Source organism: Stenotrophomonas sp. YJH_SMC_122 (genome assembly GCF_059369535.1).
Genome location: NZ_JCAFST010000021.1, coordinates 1 through 15,965, shown reverse-complemented (window position 1 = coordinate 15,965; position 15,965 = coordinate 1). Strand labels below are relative to the sequence as shown.

Genomic DNA, 15,965 nt, shown 5'->3' with positions numbered 1-15,965 from the left:
TTTTGCTTTTGATTTCTTGTTCTGTCTTTCGTGGCTGGCCACGCAGGAACCTGTCCGTGGCCGGGCGGGTGGGCTGCGCAGGGGCGTAAGCGCCATGGATGGCGCGCCCGAGCCTACAGGGACGTATTCACGGCGTCCCCTGCGCAGCCCACCCGCCCGGCCAACCCCAGAAATCTGCTTTTCGCGGAAAGCCCCCAGCCACGAGGGGCTTCGCCGGTGGCCGCCGAGCGCGCGCCAGCGCCGCCCTCCGCCCAAATCCTCGAACCATGCGCTTGCTCACGGATTGACCACGCAATTGATGACAACGTTGTCCCCACCTGGTGCCGGACTCTCTCCCCGGCCTCCCAGGTGCCTCCGTCCGGCCCCTCCGTCGCCTTCCCGGGCGATGCCCGGACCTGCGTCACGCGCGGCGCCATCGGGGCCCGCGCGCCCTTTGATCGGAGACTCACCCATGTACGACCCGATTGTGCGCAGTGCCGAACGTTCGACCCGAAGCTGTCGTCCCCGCCACCTGGCCTGGCTGCTTGCCCTGGCCGCCGGCAGCGCCGCCCTGCCCGGCCTGGCCCAGGCCGCCAGCTGTGCCGGCGTGGCCCAGTGGGACCAGGCCAAGATCTACCGGGCCGGCGATACCCTGCAGAAAGGAGGCGTCCTCTATCGGGCGAACCAGGACATTTGGAACGCGCCGCCGGACCATCCGGCCGGTGCGCCCTACTACACCAACCTCGGTGCCTGCGATGGCAGCGGCAGCAACCAGCCGCCGGTGGTCAGCCTGACCTCGCCGGCCAACGGCGCCACCTTCAGCGCCGGCAGCACGGTGAACGTGACCGCCACCGCCAGCGATCCGGACGGCAGCGTCGCCAAGGTCGAATTCTTCCGCGACGGCAGCACGCTCGGCGTGGCCACCAGTGCGCCGTATGCAGCCAGCTGGGCCAACGCCAGCGCCGGCAGCCACACCCTGCGTGCGGTGGCCACCGACAACAACAATGCCACCGCCAGCACGGCGACCATCACCATCACTGTCAACGCCGCCAGCGGCGATACCACCGCACCGAGCGTACCCGGCGGGTTGGCGGCCGGTACGCGCACCGCCAACAGCATCGCGCTCAGCTGGAGCCCTTCCACCGACAACACCGGCGGCAGCGGCATGGCCGGCTACGACGTGTACCGCAACGGCAGCCTGGTCGGTTCGCCGTCCAGTGCCAGCTATGTCGATGGCGGGCTGACGGCGTCGACCACCTACCGCTACCGCGTACGCGCCCGCGACAACGCCGGCAATGCGTCGGCACAGGGCACCGAGATCAGCGCCACCACGCTGGCCGGTGACGGTGGCACCACGGGCAAGCGGGTCATCGGTTACTTCACCCAGTGGGGCATCTACGGCCGCAACTACCGGGTCAAGAACATCGACAGCAGCGGTTCGGCGGCGCGCCTGACCCACATCAACTACGCGTTCGGCAACGTGCGCAACAACCGCTGCGAAGTGGGCATCACCCAGCCGTCGGACCCGAACAGCGGTGCCGGTGGCGATGCCTTCGCCGACTACACCAAGGCTTTCAGTGCCGCCGAAAGTGTCAGCGGCAGCGCCGATACCTGGGACCAGCCGCTGCGCGGAAACTGGAACCAGCTCAAGCAGCTCAAGGCCAAGTATCCGAACCTGAAGGTACTGATCTCGCTGGGTGGCTGGACCTGGTCGCGCGGCTTCTCCAGCGCGGCGCGACCGGAGAACCGCCAGGCTTTCGTTGCCTCGTGCATCGACGCCTACATCAAGGGCAACCTGCCGGTGACCGACGGTGCCGGCGGCGCCGGTGCGGCGCTGGGCGTGTTCGACGGCATCGACATCGACTGGGAATACCCGGTGGCGTGCGGCATCGAATGCGGCAAGCCGGAAGACAACGCCAACTTCACCGCGCTGATGGCCGAGTTCCGCCGCCAGCTCGATGCGGTGCGTCCGGGCCTGTTGCTGACGGTGGCGGTGGGTGCCGGCATCGACAAGATCCGCGTCACCGATCCGGCGGCGTACCACCCGTACCTGGACTACATCAACGTGATGACCTACGACTTCCACGGCGCGTGGGATGCGAAGACCAATCACCAGTCGGCGCTGTTCGATTCGCCGAATGATCCGTCCACCGGCGACCAGAAGCTGTACAACAGCAACGACGCCATCGAGGCCTTCATCAGCCGTGGCGTGCCCGCCGCCAAGCTCAACCTGGGCATCGGCTACTACGGGCGTGGCTGGACCGGCGTGGCCAATGCCAACAACGGCCTGTACCAGACCGCGACCGGCGCCGCCCCGGGCACGTATGAAGCCGGCATCGAGGACTGGAAGGTGCTGAAGAACCTGGCGTGGCCGGGCTACACCGACAACACCGCCGGCGCCACCTGGATCTACAACGGCAGCACGCTGTGGAGCTTCGACACCCCGGCCAACATCACCCGCAAGATGGGTTACGTGAAGACCCAGGGCCTGGGCGGCGCGTTCGTCTGGGAGTTCAGCGGTGACGATGCGCAGGGCACGCTGACCAAGGCGGTCAGTGATGGCCTGAAGTGAGGAAAAAGCCGGGGATGCGACACGCATCCCCGGCTTCCTGCCTGTAGAGCCGAGCCCATGCTCGGCTGATGGTTGCGCAGCCGAGCATGGGCTCGGCTCTACAGAAAAGGTCGGCGGCGATCAGCGCTTGGCCGACAGCTTTTCCAACGCCGCACGCAGCTGTGCCGGCGGCAGGTACCCCCCCAGCTGGGTGCCGTCCGGCGCGAAGATCGCCGGCGTACCATTCACGCCCAGCTGCTGGCCCAGCGCGTACTGCATCGCCACCGGATTGGTGCAGTTCCTGGCGGGAACGCTGCCGCCGCGCTTGGCGTTGGTCAGCGCCTGGCGACGATCCGCTGCACACCAGACCGAAATCATGTCGGTGTAGTCCTTGCTGCCCAGGCCCATGCGCGGGAACGCCAGGTATTCGACGGTGATGCCGTTGCGGTTGAGCTCGGCGATGTCCTGGTGCAGCTTGCGGCAGTAGCCGCACTCGATGTCGGTGAACACGCTGATGGTGTACTTGGCGTTCGGCGCGGCGAACACGATGCGATCGCCATGGTTGGCCTTGGCCAGCAGGCCGCGACGGTAGCCGAGCAGGCCTTCGCTGTTGGCCGGGCCCTTGGCACGTGTGTCGTAGGGCTGAGACTGGAACAGATAGCGGCCGTCATCGGACACATACAGAAGCTGGCCTGAAACGACGACCTCGCGGAAGCCGGGGAACGGCGCGGCGCCAATGTAGTCCACCTGGAAACCGGGGTTCAACGCGGTCAGTGCGGCGCGTACCGCCTGGTCGGCGGGCGCATTCGCGGCCGGACTGGCCTTCGCCGCAGCGGCGGCGGGTGCCTTGGCGGCTGGTGGAGCCGGCTGGGCGCAGGCGGTCAGGCTGAGCGCACCGAACACGGCGGCGATGGCAAATCGGAGCATGGAGCGGTCCGCGACAGAAGAAGACCCCGGATTCTGACACAGCCGCCGGTACCGGGCGGCGACGCCCGGCGGCGCCCCGGGCAGCGATTCAGCCCGGCACTCAGCCGCGCGGATGGTGGCGGGCGTGCAGCTTCTGCAGGTGCTCGCGCGCGACCAGGGTGTAGATCTGGGTGGTCGACAAGGAACTGTGGCCAAGCAGCATCTGCAGCGCGCGCAGGTCGGCACCGCGGTTGAGCAGGTGGGTGGCGAAGCTGTGCCGCAGGCCATGCGGGCTGATCCGCGCCGGGTCGATGCCGGCCACCTGTGCGTGGCGCTTGACCAGATGCCAGAACGCCTGCCGGGTCAGCGCATGCAGCGTCGGTTCGATGAACAACGGGGTCTGCCCATCCGCCAGGGCATGCACCTTGCCCTTGCCGACCAGCTGCGGGCGCGACTGCTGCAGGTAACGCTCCAGCCAGTGCTGGGATTCCTCGCCCAGCGGCACCAGCCGTTCCTTGCTGCCCTTGCCGGTGACCCGCAGCACGCCCTGGCGCAGGTTGACTGCCGTGGCCGGCAGCAACACCAGCTCGCTCACGCGCAGGCCGGCGGCATACATCAGTTCCAGCATGGCGCGATCGCGCAGGCCCAGTGGGCTGTCGATGTCCGGGGCCGCCAGCAGCGCATCGACCTGGCTCTCGGCCAGGGCCTTGGGCAACAACCGTGGCAGCTTCGGCGGATCCAGCAGCGCACTCGGGTCCTCGCTGCGTTCGCCACGGCGGACCGCATCGGCGAAGAACGCCCGCAACGCCGACAGCAGGCGCGCATTGCTGCGCGGCGACCAGCCATGCCGGGTGCGCCAGGCCAGATACTCGAACAGTCCGGGACGCTCGATGCCGGCCAGGCCACCGTCGCGTCCATCCATCCAGCGCGCCAACCCTTCGAGGTCACGCCGGTAGCTGTCGAGCGTGGCACGGGCCAGGCCGTTCTCGGCCCAGATCGCATCGAGGAAGCGCTGGATGCGCACGCTGTCGTCGCCGCGAAGCTCGGGCAGTTGCTGGACCAGCTGGCGGCGTTCGGCGGGGGTGGAGACAAGGGCCATGCATGCAGGATACGAGGGCCACTGCGGGCACGGCCAGCTTTGCGTATGCTCGGCGCATGTCCCGCCCTGCCACCGACACGGCCCCTGCGGCCGCTACCGAAATGCTCCATCCGCGCGCATTGCTGCTGTGGCGCGTGCTGGCGATGGCCTACGACGCACTGCCGGTGCTGGCACTGTGGATGCTGGCCGGCACGCTGTTCACCCTCGCCTACACCTTCAGCGGCCACGCACAGCGCGAGAACATCGCGCCGTTCAGTGCCTGGCAGTGGCTGCTGTGGGCGGTGTGCTGGGCGGTCACGGGGTGGTACGCCACGGCCAGCTGGCGCCGTGGCGGACAGACCCTGGGCATGCGACCGTGGCGGCTGAAAGTGCAATCAATCGATGGCGCGCCGTTGCGGCGCAGCCAGCTGTGGCTGCGCTTTGCGGTAGGCACGCTGTCACTGCTGCTGGGCGGGCTGGGATTCTGGTGGGCCTGGATCGACCGCCAACGGCTGACCTGGCACGACCGCGCCAGCGGCACCCGCCTGGTGCGCATGCCCAAGCGGTAAGGCGCTGTCTGTAGAGCCGAGCCCGTGCTCGGCTGCTTTCCGCACTGTACGTGACAGCCGAGCACAGGCTCGGCTCTACAACAATCAGGATCAGCCCGACTTGCGCCGGAACAGCAGTCCGGACACCGCCAGCATCACGATCGGCGGCAACGCGTAGGCAATGCGGTAATCGAACTTCAGCGCGCCGGCCATGCGGCCGAAGAACAGCTGCAGCAGCCAGAAGCCCAATGCGAACAGGATGCCCAGGAACAGGCGCTTGCCCATGCCGCCGCTGCGCAGCGATCCGAACGCGAACGGCACCGCCGCCAGGCACAGGGCCAGCACGTTCACCGGATAGAACCAGCGGCTCCAGTACACATCCTCGAAATCGCGCGCGTCCAGCCCGTTGCGTTCGCGGTAGGCAATGCTGGTGCTGAGCTCGGACACGCTGAGGTTGCGCGGCTTGGCGATGCCGGTCGCCAGCGCGGCCGGGTCCAACTTCGAGTTCCAGGGCTCACGTGCCACTTCCTGACGGGTTGCCGAGCGCTCGCCAAAGGTGTCGCGGCGCACGCCGGTCAACACCCAGCCGTCCTTGTCGTGCTCGGCGGTGGCGGCGTGGGTCAACGAGGCGATCTTGCCGTCTTCGGCGACCCGGTACAGGCGCACATCGCGCAGGATCAGCCGCGTGCCCTTGTCGCCCACCAGCTGCTCCTCGCCGCTCTGCGCATTGAGGAAGGTGTCGCCTTCGCGCGCCCACAGCCCCGAGTAACGGGTAGTGGCAATATCCCGCCCCCATTTGGCGCTGGACTTCAGAGCATCGGCGCGGTCCTGGCCCCAGGGGCCCAGCGTCTCGGCGCTGAGCACCATCACCGCGGTCAGCAGCGACAGCGCAATCGCCACCGAAACGCTCAGGCGCTTGCGCGACAGGCCCAGTGCACGCAGTGCGGTCAGCTCCGAGGTCGCGGCCAGCTGGCCCAGGCCCATCAGTGCACCGATCACTGCGGCCGTCGGGAACATGGTGTAGGCGCGGCGCGGCACCGTGTACAGCACCCACGCGGCGGCATGCCCCAAGGTGTAGCCGTTCTTGCCGATGTCCTTGAACTCGCCGGAGAAGGCCATCACCACGTCCAGGCCCACCAGCACCGCCCAGGTCAGCAGCACGGTGGTGAACACCGACCGGCCCAGGTACAGGTCGAAACGCATCGGGCGCAGCCTCATGCGCGGGCTCCCTTCGGACGGCCCAGGCGGCCATCACGTACATACATCCAGATCGCCAGCGCCAGCAGCGGCAGGGTCAACCACCACAGGCCGAGCGCGGGCGGAATCTTGCCGTTGGCAATCCAGCCGCTGCCGATGAACATCAGGTTGGTGCCCACCATGTAGGCCAGCAGGGCCAGCATCATGCGGCCGTAGCGCTGCTGGCGCGGTGAGCTGCGGCCCAGCGGCACGGTCAGCAGGGCGAACGCCAGCGCGATCAGCGGCGGTGCCAGCCGGCGATGCAGCTGCGCCTGCGCCTGCGGCCGTGCATCGCCGATCAGCTGCAGGGTCGGCATCAGTTCCGGGTCGTCCTCGGTGCGGGTCTGTGCACCATCGGGCAGGGCCACGTCGTTGCGGGCGAAGGTCGCCAGCCGGTAATCCAGCCCAGCGGCCACCGGGCCTTCCACCTGGTGGCCATCATCCAGCTCCAGGAAACGCTGGCGGGTGCCCTCGAAGTACATGCGGCCACTGTTGGCCGACACCACTTCCAGGCGATCGTCCTTCTGCCGCTGCATGAACACCTTGCCGAGCTCGGTGCCGTCAGGCGAGATCGAGGACAGGTAGACCACGCCGCCATTGGGCAGCGGCGTGAACCGGCCCGGCTCCAGGCCGGCCATCAGCACGCTGCGGTTGGCCTCGATGATCATCTGCTCGGCCATCCGGCCCGCCCACGGGCCCAGCCACAGCGAGCAGGCGCCGACCAGCAGCACCACCGGCACCACCAGCATCAGCAGCGGCCGCAGCAGTCGCTTGGGGCCGACACCAATGGCGGTGATGACCGCCATTTCCGAGTCGCGGTACAGCCGCGCCACGGCCAGCAGCAGGCCCAGCATCAGTGCCAGCGGCAGGATCAGCGGCAGGTAGGCGATGAACTGCAGGCCCAGCTGGGAGAACAGCAGCTTGGCCGGCAGCCGCCCGTCGGCGATGTTGCCGAGGATGTCCACCAGCACGCCGCCCACGCTGACCACCAGCAGGACGATCAGGGTAGCCAGGAAACTCTGGACGAAATCGCCCAGCAGGTATCGGTCGAGCTTCAGCATGGGGCGGTGGTTTAAACTCTGGGGTTCGTTCGCGGTGCCGCCCAGTCTACTGTCTGGGCGTAAACGGCCTGCGATTGTACGGACTCGCCAATGGAATCTGCTCAATGGCCCTCGAATTCACCCTGAACCACGTTGCTCCGGCCGCCGCCACCGTTGATTGCCTGGTGGTCGGCGCGTATGCCGACCATACCCTGACCCCGGCCGCGCAGGCCCTGGATGCCGCCAGCGGTGGCCGCCTGGCCGCCCTGGCCCAGCGTGGCGATCTGTCCGGCAAGACCGGCGCGACCACCCTGCTGCACGACCTGCCGGGCGTGACCGCCCCGCGCGTGCTGGTGGTCGGCCTCGGTGAAGCCGCCCGTTTCGGCGTGCCGCAATACCTGAAGGCCGTGGGCGACGCCGTGCGCGCGCTGAAGGCCGGCGCCACCCGCAGCGCGCTGTTCACCCTGTCCGAAGTGGCGGTGAAGGACCGCGACGCGGCCTGGGCGATCCGCCAGGCGGTGATCGCCGCCGATCACGCCGCCTACCGCTACACCGCCACCCTGGGCAAGAAGAAGGCCGACGATGCCGGCCTGGCCCAGCTGGTCATCGCCGGTGACGACGCGCAGGCGCTGGCCCAGGGCCAGGCCATCGCCGCCGGTGTCGAGTTCGCCCGCGAGCTGGGCAACCTGCCGCCGAACTACTGCACCCCGGCCTATCTGGCCGACGTGGGCGTGAAGTTCGCCGGCGAGCACGAGGGTGCCGAAGCCGAGATCCTCGACGAGCACCAGATGGAAGCCCTGGGCATGGGCTCGCTGCTGGCCGTGGCCCGTGGCTCGGCCAACCGCCCGCGTCTGGTCGTGCTGAAGTGGACCGGTGCAGGCGACGCCAAGCCCTATGTGCTGGTCGGCAAGGGCATCACCTTCGATACCGGTGGCGTCAACCTGAAGACCCAGGGCGGCATCGAGGAAATGAAGTACGACATGTGCGGTGGCGCCAACGTCATCGGCACCTTCGTCGCGGCGGTCAAGGCCAAGCTGCCGCTGAACCTCGTCGTGGTGGTCCCGGCGGTGGAAAACGCCATCGATGGCAACGCCTATCGTCCGTCGGACGTGATCACCTCGATGTCGGGCAAGACCATCGAAGTGGGCAACACCGACGCCGAAGGCCGCCTGATCCTGTGCGACGCGCTGACCTACGCGCAGCGCTTCGAGCCGGCCGCGCTGGTCGACGTCGCCACCCTGACCGGTGCCTGCATGGTCGCCCTCGGCCACCAGACCGCCGGCCTGATGAGCAAGCACGATGACCTGGCCAACGAGCTGCTGGCCGCCGGCGAGCACGTGTTCGACCGCGCCTGGCGCCTGCCGCTGTGGGACGAGTACCAGCCGATGCTGGATTCGACCTTCGCCGACGTCTACAACATCGGTGGCCGCTGGGCCGGCGCGATCACCGCCGGCTGCTTCCTGTCGCGCTTCGCCGAAGGCCAGCGCTGGGCCCACCTGGACATCGCCGGCGTGGCCAGCGATGAAGGCAAGCGTGGCATGGCCACCGGCCGCCCGGTCGGCCTGCTGAGCCAGTGGCTGCTGGACCAGGCCGCCCGCGCCTGATGCCGTACCCGACCCTGGCCGGCAGATGCCGGCCGGGGCCTCGCCCGGCACTGCCGGGCCCCTGCCTGACCCGGACCCTGCCATGCCCCGCGCCGACTTCTACCTGATCGCCAAGCCCCGCTTCCTGACCGAGCCGCTGCGCCTGGTCTGTGAGCTGGCGCGCAAGGCCAACGACGCCGGGTTGTTCACCCTGGTGCTGGCCCGTGACCAGGCCCAGGCCGAGGAGCTGGACGAGCTGCTGTGGGCGTTCGACAACGACGCCTACATCCCGCACCAGATCGCCGGCGAAGACATGGACGAGGAAGAGGCCCTGGTACTGATCGCGGTACCCGGCACCGAGGCACCGGCGCGTCCGCTGGTGATCAACCTGCGCGACGAGCCCTGGCTGGGCCAGTGCGAGCGCGTGCTGGAAGTGGTGCCGGCCGATCCGGAAGCGCGCGAACCGCTGCGCGAGCGCTGGCGCCAGTACAAGGCCGCCGGTTACGCCCTGAACAAGCACGACATGTGAGCGCGCCGCGGCCCCCTTGATGGGCCGCCGCCGCGCCCTGATCCTTCAACGATTACCTCCTGGTTCCCCCGCATGACCCAACTCGCCTCCAGCTACGACCCGAAGTCCTTCGAGACCGACCTCTACGAGGCCTGGGAGAAGGCCGGCCACTTCAAGCCGTCCGGCACGGGCGAGCCGTACACCATCCTGCTGCCGCCGCCGAACGTGACCGGCACCCTGCACATGGGCCACGCCTTCCAGCAGACCCTGATGGACGCGCTGGTGCGCTACCACCGCATGCGCGGCTACGACACGCTGTGGCAGGTCGGTACCGACCACGCCGGCATCGCCACCGAAATGGTGGTCAGCCGCAACCTGGCGCTGGAAGGCAAGGGCGAGACCCGCGATTCGCTGGGCCGCGAAGGCTTCATCGGCAAGGTCTGGGAGTGGAAGCAGCAGTCCGGCGACACCATCGAACGCCAGATGCGCCGCCTTGGCACCTCCGCCGACTGGTCGCGCAGCACCTTCACCATGGACCCGCAGCCGTCGGCGGCGGTCAATGAAGCCTTTGTGCGCTGGTACGAGCAGGGCCTGATCTACCGCGGCCAGCGCCTGGTGAACTGGGACCCGGTGCTGAAGACCGCCATTTCCGACCTGGAAGTGGAGAGCGCCGAGGAAGACGGCTTCCTGTGGTCGATCGCCTACACGCTGGACGAAGGCCTGAGCTACGAGCACGTCGAGCGCGATGCCGACGGCGTGGAAACCCTGCGCGAAACCCGCGACTACCTGGTCGTCGCCACCACCCGCCCGGAAACGCTGCTGGGCGATACCGCGGTGATGGTGCATCCGGAAGATGAGCGCTATGCGCACCTGATCGGCAAGAGCGTGGTGCTGCCGCTGACCGGCCGCCGCGTGCCGGTGATCGCCGACGAGTACGTGGACCGCGCGTTCGGCACCGGCGTGGTCAAGGTCACTCCGGCGCATGATTTCAATGACTATGAAGTCGGCGTGCGCCACAGCCTGCCGATGATCAACCTGTTCACCCCGGTGGCGGCGCTGAACGAGAACGCGCCCGAGCGCTTCCGGGGCCTGGACCGTTATGACGCGCGCAAGGCCGTGCTGGCCGAACTGGAAGACCTGGGCATCCTGGTCGAAACCAAGGCGCACAAGCTGCAAGTGCCGCGCGGCGACCGTACCGGCCAGGTGATCGAGCCGTACCTGACCGACCAGTGGTTCGTGAAGATGGACGAGCTGGCCAGGCGTGGCCTGGAACTGGTCGAGGACGGAAGCATTGCCTTCGTGCCGCCGAACTGGATCAACACCTACCGCCACTGGATGAACAACATCCAGGACTGGTGCATCAGCCGCCAGCTGTGGTGGGGCCATCGCATCCCGGCGTGGTTCGACGCCGCTACCGGCACCTGCTACGTCGGCCGCAGTGAAGAGGAGGTGCGGGCAAAGCACAACCTGGGCAGCGAGGTGGTGCTGAACCAGGAAAGCGACGTGCTGGAGACCTGGTTCTCCTCGCAGCTGTGGCCGTTCTCCACCCTGGGCTGGCCCAACGAACAGGCCATGGCCGAGCGCGGCTTCGACCGCTACCTGCCGTCATCGGTGCTGATCACCGGCTTCGACATCATCTTCTTCTGGGTGGCGCGCATGATCATGGCCACCGACAACCTGGTCGGGAAGATCCCGTTCAAGGATGTCTACTTCACCGGCCTGATCCGCGACGGCCAGGGCCAGAAGATGTCCAAGAGCAAGGGCAACGTGCTCGACCCGCTGGACATCATCGACGGCATAACCATCGACGACCTGGTCGCCAAGCGTACCGGCGGCCTGATGCAGCCGAAGATGGTCGAGAAGATCGAGAAGGCCACCCGCAAGGAATTCCCGGACGGCATTGCTGCCCACGGTGCCGATGCGCTGCGCTTCACCATCGCCGCGCTGGCCACCCACGGCCGCGACATCAAGTTCGACATGAACCGCGCCGAGGGCTACAAGAACTTCTGCAACAAGCTCTGGAACGCCAGCCGCTTCGCCCTGATGAACACCGAGGGCGCTGCGTTCACCGGCGTGCCCAAGCCGCGCACCGATGCCGAGCGCTGGATCCTCGCCCGCCTGGCCGCCACCACCGCCGAAGCACAGGGGCATTTCGCCGCCTACCGCTTCGACCTGCTGGCGCAGTGCCTGTACGAATTCGCCTGGAACGCGTTCTGTGACTGGTTCCTGGAACTGAGCAAGCCGGCACTGAACGGCGCCGACGCCGCAGACGCCGAAAGCACCCGCCACACCCTGCTGTACGTGCTGGAAGCGCTGCTGCGCCTGCTGCACCCGCTGACGCCGTTCATCACCGAACAGCTGTGGCAGCAGCTGGCCCCACGCCTGGGCCTGGCCGAAACCACGCTGTCGCTGCGCCCCTACCCGACCGCCGCCGAATTCGCCGGTGATTTCGCCCAGGCCGAGGCCGACGTGGAATGGCTGAAGGCGGTGATCAGCGCGGTGCGTCGCGTGCGCAGCGAACTGAACGTCGCACCGTCCAAGCAGGTGCCGCTGCGCCTGCAGGCCGGCCTGGCGCAGGACCGCGTGCGCATCGAACGCTTCAGCACCTCGCTGTCGTTCCTGCTGAAGCTGGACAGCATCCAGTGGCTGGCCGAAGGCGAAAGCGCACCGCCGGCGGCCGCCGCGATCGTGGGCGAGCTGAAGCTGCTGGTGCCGCTGGAAGGCCTGGTCGATCTTGATGCCGAGCGCGTGCGCCTGGACAAGGAAATCGCCCGCGTCGAAGCCGAAAAGGCGAAGAGCGAGACCAAGCTGGCCAAGTTCACCGACAAGGTGCCGCCGGCCGTGGTCGAGCAGGAACGCGTGCGCCTGGCCGACTGGAACACCCAGCTGGCCGGCCTGCGCGAACAGCGCGCGAAGCTGTAACGCCGCGCTCCGGTGCGTGCCAACCAAGGTTGGCACCTGCCACGGCGGGAGAGGTTGGCACCCACCCAAATGGAATGGGAAACGCCGGGCGATGCCCGGCGTTTCCATTTCCCCCGCATGGCATCATCGCCAGATGCCTCTTTCGATCTTCCTGGTGGTTCTCGCCGCTGCGGCACTGCATGCCAGCTGGAATGCGATCGTCAAGCGCGGGCCGGACAAGTTCCTCGGCACCGTGCTGGTCACCGGCAGCGCCGCGCTGCTGTCGGCCGCCGCCCTGCCCTTCCTGCCTTTCCCCGCCGCGCACAGCTGGCCCTGGCTGGGCGCGTCGGTGCTGTTGCAGGTGACCTATTACGGGCTGGTCGCACGCTGTTACCAGCAGGTCGACATGAGCCTGGCCTACCCGCTGATGCGTGGCAGCGCGCCGATCCTGGTCGCACTGGCGGGCACCCTGCTCGGTGAGCCGTTGCCCGCTGCAGCGTGGCTGGGTGTGGTGCTGGTGAGCACCGGCATCCTGTGCATGGCAGTGGGTGCGCGTGGCGGCCAACTGCGCCTGCCGCTGCTGACCGCAGCGATGATCGCCACCTACACGCTGGTCGATGCACAGGGTGCGCGCCAGTCCGGCAGCGCGCTCAGCTACACGTTGTGGTTGTTCCTGCTGTCGGGCATTCCGCTGCCGCTGTGGGCGTTGTACACGCGCGGCGGCGCGGTGCTGGACTATGCGCGGCGGCATTGGCCGCTGGGACTGGCCGGTGGCGTCGGCACCACCGCCTCCTATGCAATGGCGTTGTGGGCCATGACCCAGGCGCCGGTGGCAATGATTTCGGCGCTGCGCGAATCCTCGATCCTGTTCGCGCTGCTGATCTCGGTGTTCCTGCTGCGCGAGCGGATTCCGCGCGCGCGCTGGCTGGCGGCATCGCTCATCGTCGGTGGCGTGCTGGCGTTGCGGCTGGCGTGAGCAGAGCGTGCCAACCAAGGTTGGCGGCTAGCGGTAGTGCCGGCCGCTGGCCGGCACCCTTCTCCGTCACAGCGGCGGCATCACCTGCAGGTCACCGTCGACCAGCTCGATCGCCATCACCACCGCGTCCTCGCGGCCCTGTGCGGCCGGGTAGTAGCGCGGGCGGCGGCCGATCTCGTTGAAGCCTTCGCTGTGGTACAGCGCCAGCGCCGGCGTATTGGACGGACGCACCTCCAGGAAGACGCGCTGGGCGCCACGGTCGGCGGCCAGTTGCACCAGCGCGCGCAGCAGCTGGCGGCCCAGCCCGCGCGACTGTGCCAGCGGGTCGATGCAGATGTTGAGCACGTGCGCTTCATCGGCGGCGATGCTGAGCACGCCATAGCCGATCAGCAGGCCATCGCGCTCCATCGCCAGGCCGGGATAACCGGCGCGCAGGCAGTCGATGAAGATGCCGCGGGTCCAGGGAAAAGGATAGCCGCGCAGTTCGATCGCCATCACCGCATTGAGGTCGCTCTCGCGCAGCGCACGCAGGCTGACCGGGCCGGGCCGGGTCACCGCGCTCACGGCGTGCCCCGCTTGCGCAGGGCACGCAGCTGCGGCCACAGCGCACGCTTGGCGGCCGGGTCGCGGCGCAGCTGGTCCAGCGGCCAGCTGTCCATCAGTACCTGGGTGGCCGGGTCGTTCGGGTTGCAGCCGGAGGCGCGCAGCAGTGCGATCTGCAGGCGATCGGGCAGGCGCACCACCGGCTGGCGTGCGTTGCCGCTGGGCAGCGGGCGCTCAGCCGCCGGCACGGTATCCGGGGCACTGACCGGCGTTTCGCGGCGCGGCGGTGCCGGGCGTTCCGCGCGTACTGCGGTCGCGGGGGCGGCGTGGGCATCACGCGGCGGCACAGCGGCCCGCACCGGCTCCGGCGGGGCAACACTGGCCTCGGCTTCGGCCACGCTCAACTGCAATGCGGCATCCAGCCCGGCGGCCAGCTGGCCGTCGTGATAGACGGTATAGCCCATGGCCTGCAGCCAGGCCTGCTGGGCCGGTGACCACAGCACGGGCAGGTCCTGGCTCACGCGGCCTCGGGCTTCTTGCGCAGGCGCTGCGCGGCCCACATCACCGGGCCGGACAAGGCGTACAGGATGCCGACCGCGAGCAGCACGCGCGGCAGGTCGATCACCGCGATGGCGATGGCCACCGGCACCAGGGCGAGTACCAGGAACGGCACGCGATCCGAACGGGTGCCCTTGGCAGCGCCGCCCTTGAAGCTCCAGAAACGGATACGGCTGACCATCAGCAGCGCAGCGATGATCGTCACCGCCAGCGCCACGTAGCGCAGCTGGTTGCCGTCCCAGCCCAGATTGCCGTCGGCAAACGCCCAGACAAAGGACATCATCAGGCCGGCCGCGGCCGGGCTGGCCAGGCCGACGAACCAGCGCTTGTCGACCACCGCCACCTGCGTATTGAAGCGGGCCAGGCGCAGCGCCGCGCAGGCCGCATACAGGAAGGCCACGGCCCAGCCCACACGGCCCAGCAGCGGATCGTCGAACTTCAGCCACGACAGCGACCAGTGGTACATCACCAGCGCCGGGGCCATGCCGAAGCTGACCAGGTCGGCCAGCGAGTCGTACTGCACGCCGAATTCGCTGCTGGTGCCGGTCAGCCGTGCCACGCGCCCGTCCAGGCCATCCATCACCGCCGCCACGAACACGGCGATGCTGGCGTTGACGAAATCCCCGTTGGCCGCGGCGATGATCGCGTAGAAACCGGAGAACAGGCCGGCGGTGGTGAACAGGTTGGGCAACAGGTAAATCGTGCGCGAGCGCGGCGGCGGTGTGATCGGGTCCATGGAATCCAGTTTAATCGACTTGCCAGCGGTCGGCGCCAATGCTGCAATCGGCGTTCTGCGCCCATTCCGTGGAGTTTGCCATGCGTGCCCTGTCCTGCCTTGGATGCCTGCTGCTGTTGGCCAGTGCCAACGCCGTGGCCGGTCCCGTGTACAAATGGAAGGACGCCCATGGCGTGACCCAGTACTCGGAGACCCCACCGGCGGGCAAGAAGTACGAGACCCGTGAGCAGACCCGCACCCCGCAGGCCGCAGCCAGCACCGAGACCCCGGCCGCCCCGGTTCCCGAGCAGTGCAGCACGGCCCGGGCCAACCTGGCCCTGCTGGACGGCGGTGGCCAGGTGATGCAGGACACCGATGGTGATGGCAAGGCCGACACCCCGTTGACCCCGGAGCAGCACACCGCGCAGAAGGGATTGGCCGAAGCCGCCATCAAGGCGTACTGCCCACCGGCCGGTTAAGGGTATCGGCAGGGCTGCGCCCTGCACCTGCAGAGGCTGCAAGCAACGGCAACGTCAAAAGCGGGCATTCCGTGGAATGGCGGGGCGGTGTCGGATTGCGGGGACGCCGCAAGTACGTCCATGTAGCAACTGTGTTGATGGAGGGGCTTGGCCCCTCCAGGAGACGGGCACGGTAGTGCCGGCCGCTGGCCGGCAGCCTTTGGTCTGCGCCCTGGCTGGCCTTAGGCAGGGACCAGCCCGTTTTCAGCGTCGCGCACCCGGGCGTTGAGAATCACCAGCATTTTCCGCATCACCGCCACGATGGCTACTTTTCCTTCTTTGCCCCGGGCTCGCAGCGACTGGTAGAAATCGCGCAGTCGAGGTT

14 protein-coding genes and 1 pseudogene are annotated in these 15,965 nt (G+C 68.3%); 7 read left to right on the top strand and 8 right to left on the bottom strand.

Translation table 11 applies throughout. The features are described 5' to 3' along the window. The first annotated feature begins 451 nt into the window (after positions 1-451). On the top strand, positions 452-2,551 hold the full coding sequence (locus AC5P66_RS19335) for a glycosyl hydrolase family 18 protein (protein WP_049439202.1): 2,100 nt from the start codon (positions 452-454) through the stop codon (positions 2,549-2,551). A 120-nt stretch (positions 2,552-2,671) separates the two neighbouring features. On the opposite strand, the gene AC5P66_RS19330 is transcribed toward AC5P66_RS19335, so the two are convergent. Further along, the gene (locus AC5P66_RS19330) at positions 2,672-3,457 is read right to left on the bottom strand and encodes a thioredoxin fold domain-containing protein (protein WP_014645882.1); all 786 of its coding nucleotides are present in this window, start codon (positions 3,455-3,457) and stop codon (positions 2,672-2,674) included. Positions 3,458-3,557: 100 nt separating this feature from the next. Continuing rightward, positions 3,558-4,535 carry a site-specific tyrosine recombinase XerD gene (gene xerD / locus AC5P66_RS19325; protein WP_111190429.1) on the bottom strand — a complete coding sequence of 326 codons (978 nt, stop codon included), beginning with the start codon at positions 4,533-4,535 and terminating at the stop codon, positions 3,558-3,560. A gap of 56 nt (positions 4,536-4,591) precedes the next feature. On the opposite strand from xerD, the gene AC5P66_RS19320 reads away from it, so the two are divergent. Beyond that, complete coding sequence (locus tag AC5P66_RS19320; protein ID WP_049414330.1) at positions 4,592-5,083, top strand: RDD family protein; 492 nt, start codon at positions 4,592-4,594, stop codon at positions 5,081-5,083. 90 nt (positions 5,084-5,173) lie between these two features. Here the strand turns inward: AC5P66_RS19320 and lptG are convergent, their stop codons facing one another. Continuing rightward, positions 5,174-6,280, bottom strand: a complete 1,107-nt coding sequence (lptG, locus tag AC5P66_RS19315) for an LPS export ABC transporter permease LptG (protein ID WP_049414332.1) — start codon at positions 6,278-6,280, stop codon at positions 5,174-5,176. Next, on the bottom strand, positions 6,277-7,359 hold the full coding sequence (gene lptF, locus AC5P66_RS19310) for an LPS export ABC transporter permease LptF (protein WP_100477538.1): 1,083 nt from the start codon (positions 7,357-7,359) through the stop codon (positions 6,277-6,279). The genes lptG and lptF overlap by 4 nt, the downstream gene beginning before the upstream one ends. A gap of 104 nt (positions 7,360-7,463) precedes the next feature. Here lptF and AC5P66_RS19305 point away from each other — a divergent pair, with 104 nt between their 5' ends. From AC5P66_RS19305 to AC5P66_RS19290, 4 genes are all read left to right on the top strand, one after another. After that, positions 7,464-8,942: a leucyl aminopeptidase gene (locus AC5P66_RS19305; protein WP_495216558.1), complete on the top strand. Its 1,479-nt coding sequence runs from the start codon at positions 7,464-7,466 to the stop codon at positions 8,940-8,942. An 82-nt stretch (positions 8,943-9,024) separates the two neighbouring features. After that, a complete protein-coding gene (locus AC5P66_RS19300; protein WP_049414335.1) occupies positions 9,025-9,450 on the top strand; it encodes a DNA polymerase III subunit chi in 426 nt (141 codons plus the stop codon). 72 nt (positions 9,451-9,522) lie between these two features. Next, positions 9,523-12,351, top strand: a complete 2,829-nt coding sequence (locus AC5P66_RS19295) for a valine--tRNA ligase (RefSeq protein ID WP_495216557.1) — start codon at positions 9,523-9,525, stop codon at positions 12,349-12,351. A gap of 133 nt (positions 12,352-12,484) precedes the next feature. Beyond that, positions 12,485-13,306, top strand: a complete 822-nt coding sequence (locus tag AC5P66_RS19290; RefSeq protein WP_495216556.1) for an EamA family transporter — start codon at positions 12,485-12,487, stop codon at positions 13,304-13,306. Between the two features lie 66 nt (positions 13,307-13,372). Here the strand turns inward: AC5P66_RS19290 and rimI are convergent, their stop codons facing one another. Genes rimI through pssA form a run of 3 tightly spaced genes read right to left on the bottom strand, consistent with a single transcriptional unit; the run spans position 13,373 to position 15,143 of the window. Next, positions 13,373-13,870, bottom strand: a complete 498-nt coding sequence (rimI, locus tag AC5P66_RS19285; RefSeq protein WP_049414339.1) for a ribosomal protein S18-alanine N-acetyltransferase — start codon at positions 13,868-13,870, stop codon at positions 13,373-13,375. Continuing rightward, positions 13,867-14,370, bottom strand: coding sequence for a hypothetical protein (locus tag AC5P66_RS19280; RefSeq protein WP_049414340.1), 504 nt, complete (start codon positions 14,368-14,370; stop codon positions 13,867-13,869). The genes rimI and AC5P66_RS19280 overlap by 4 nt, the downstream gene beginning before the upstream one ends. Continuing rightward, positions 14,367-15,143: a CDP-diacylglycerol--serine O-phosphatidyltransferase gene (gene pssA, locus AC5P66_RS19275; protein WP_495216555.1), complete on the bottom strand. Its 777-nt coding sequence runs from the start codon at positions 15,141-15,143 to the stop codon at positions 14,367-14,369. Before pssA ends, AC5P66_RS19280 begins: the two co-directional genes overlap by 4 nt. Positions 15,144-15,223: 80 nt before the next feature. On the opposite strand from pssA, the gene AC5P66_RS19270 reads away from it, so the two are divergent. Next, entirely contained in the window at positions 15,224-15,601 is a 378-nt protein-coding gene (locus AC5P66_RS19270; protein ID WP_049414343.1) for a DUF4124 domain-containing protein, read from the top strand. Between the two features lie 221 nt (positions 15,602-15,822). On the opposite strand, the pseudogene AC5P66_RS19265 reads toward AC5P66_RS19270, so the two are convergent. Continuing rightward, positions 15,823-15,965: pseudogene (locus AC5P66_RS19265) on the bottom strand (IS110 family transposase); the annotation flags it as partial.

Bases quoted from the DNA above. Each gene is read 5' to 3' on its own strand.
- AC5P66_RS19270 (WP_049414343.1), top strand. From the start codon at position 15,224: ATGCGTGCCCTGTCCTGCCTTGGATGCCTGCTGCTGTTGGCCAGTGCC.
- lptG (WP_049414332.1), bottom strand. From the start codon at position 6,280: ATGAGGCTGCGCCCGATGCGTTTCGACCTGTACCTGGGCCGGTCGGTG.
- AC5P66_RS19295 (WP_495216557.1), top strand. From the start codon at position 9,523: ATGACCCAACTCGCCTCCAGCTACGACCCGAAGTCCTTCGAGACCGAC.
- AC5P66_RS19305 (WP_495216558.1), top strand. From the start codon at position 7,464: ATGGCCCTCGAATTCACCCTGAACCACGTTGCTCCGGCCGCCGCCACC.
- AC5P66_RS19335 (WP_049439202.1), top strand. From the start codon at position 452: ATGTACGACCCGATTGTGCGCAGTGCCGAACGTTCGACCCGAAGCTGT.
- AC5P66_RS19320 (WP_049414330.1), top strand. From the start codon at position 4,592: ATGTCCCGCCCTGCCACCGACACGGCCCCTGCGGCCGCTACCGAAATG.
- AC5P66_RS19300 (WP_049414335.1), top strand. From the start codon at position 9,025: ATGCCCCGCGCCGACTTCTACCTGATCGCCAAGCCCCGCTTCCTGACC.
- AC5P66_RS19290 (WP_495216556.1), top strand. From the start codon at position 12,485: ATGCCTCTTTCGATCTTCCTGGTGGTTCTCGCCGCTGCGGCACTGCAT.
- xerD (WP_111190429.1), bottom strand. From the start codon at position 4,535: ATGGCCCTTGTCTCCACCCCCGCCGAACGCCGCCAGCTGGTCCAGCAA.
- pssA (WP_495216555.1), bottom strand. From the start codon at position 15,143: ATGGACCCGATCACACCGCCGCCGCGCTCGCGCACGATTTACCTGTTG.
- lptF (WP_100477538.1), bottom strand. From the start codon at position 7,359: ATGCTGAAGCTCGACCGATACCTGCTGGGCGATTTCGTCCAGAGTTTC.
- AC5P66_RS19330 (WP_014645882.1), bottom strand. From the start codon at position 3,457: ATGCTCCGATTTGCCATCGCCGCCGTGTTCGGTGCGCTCAGCCTGACC.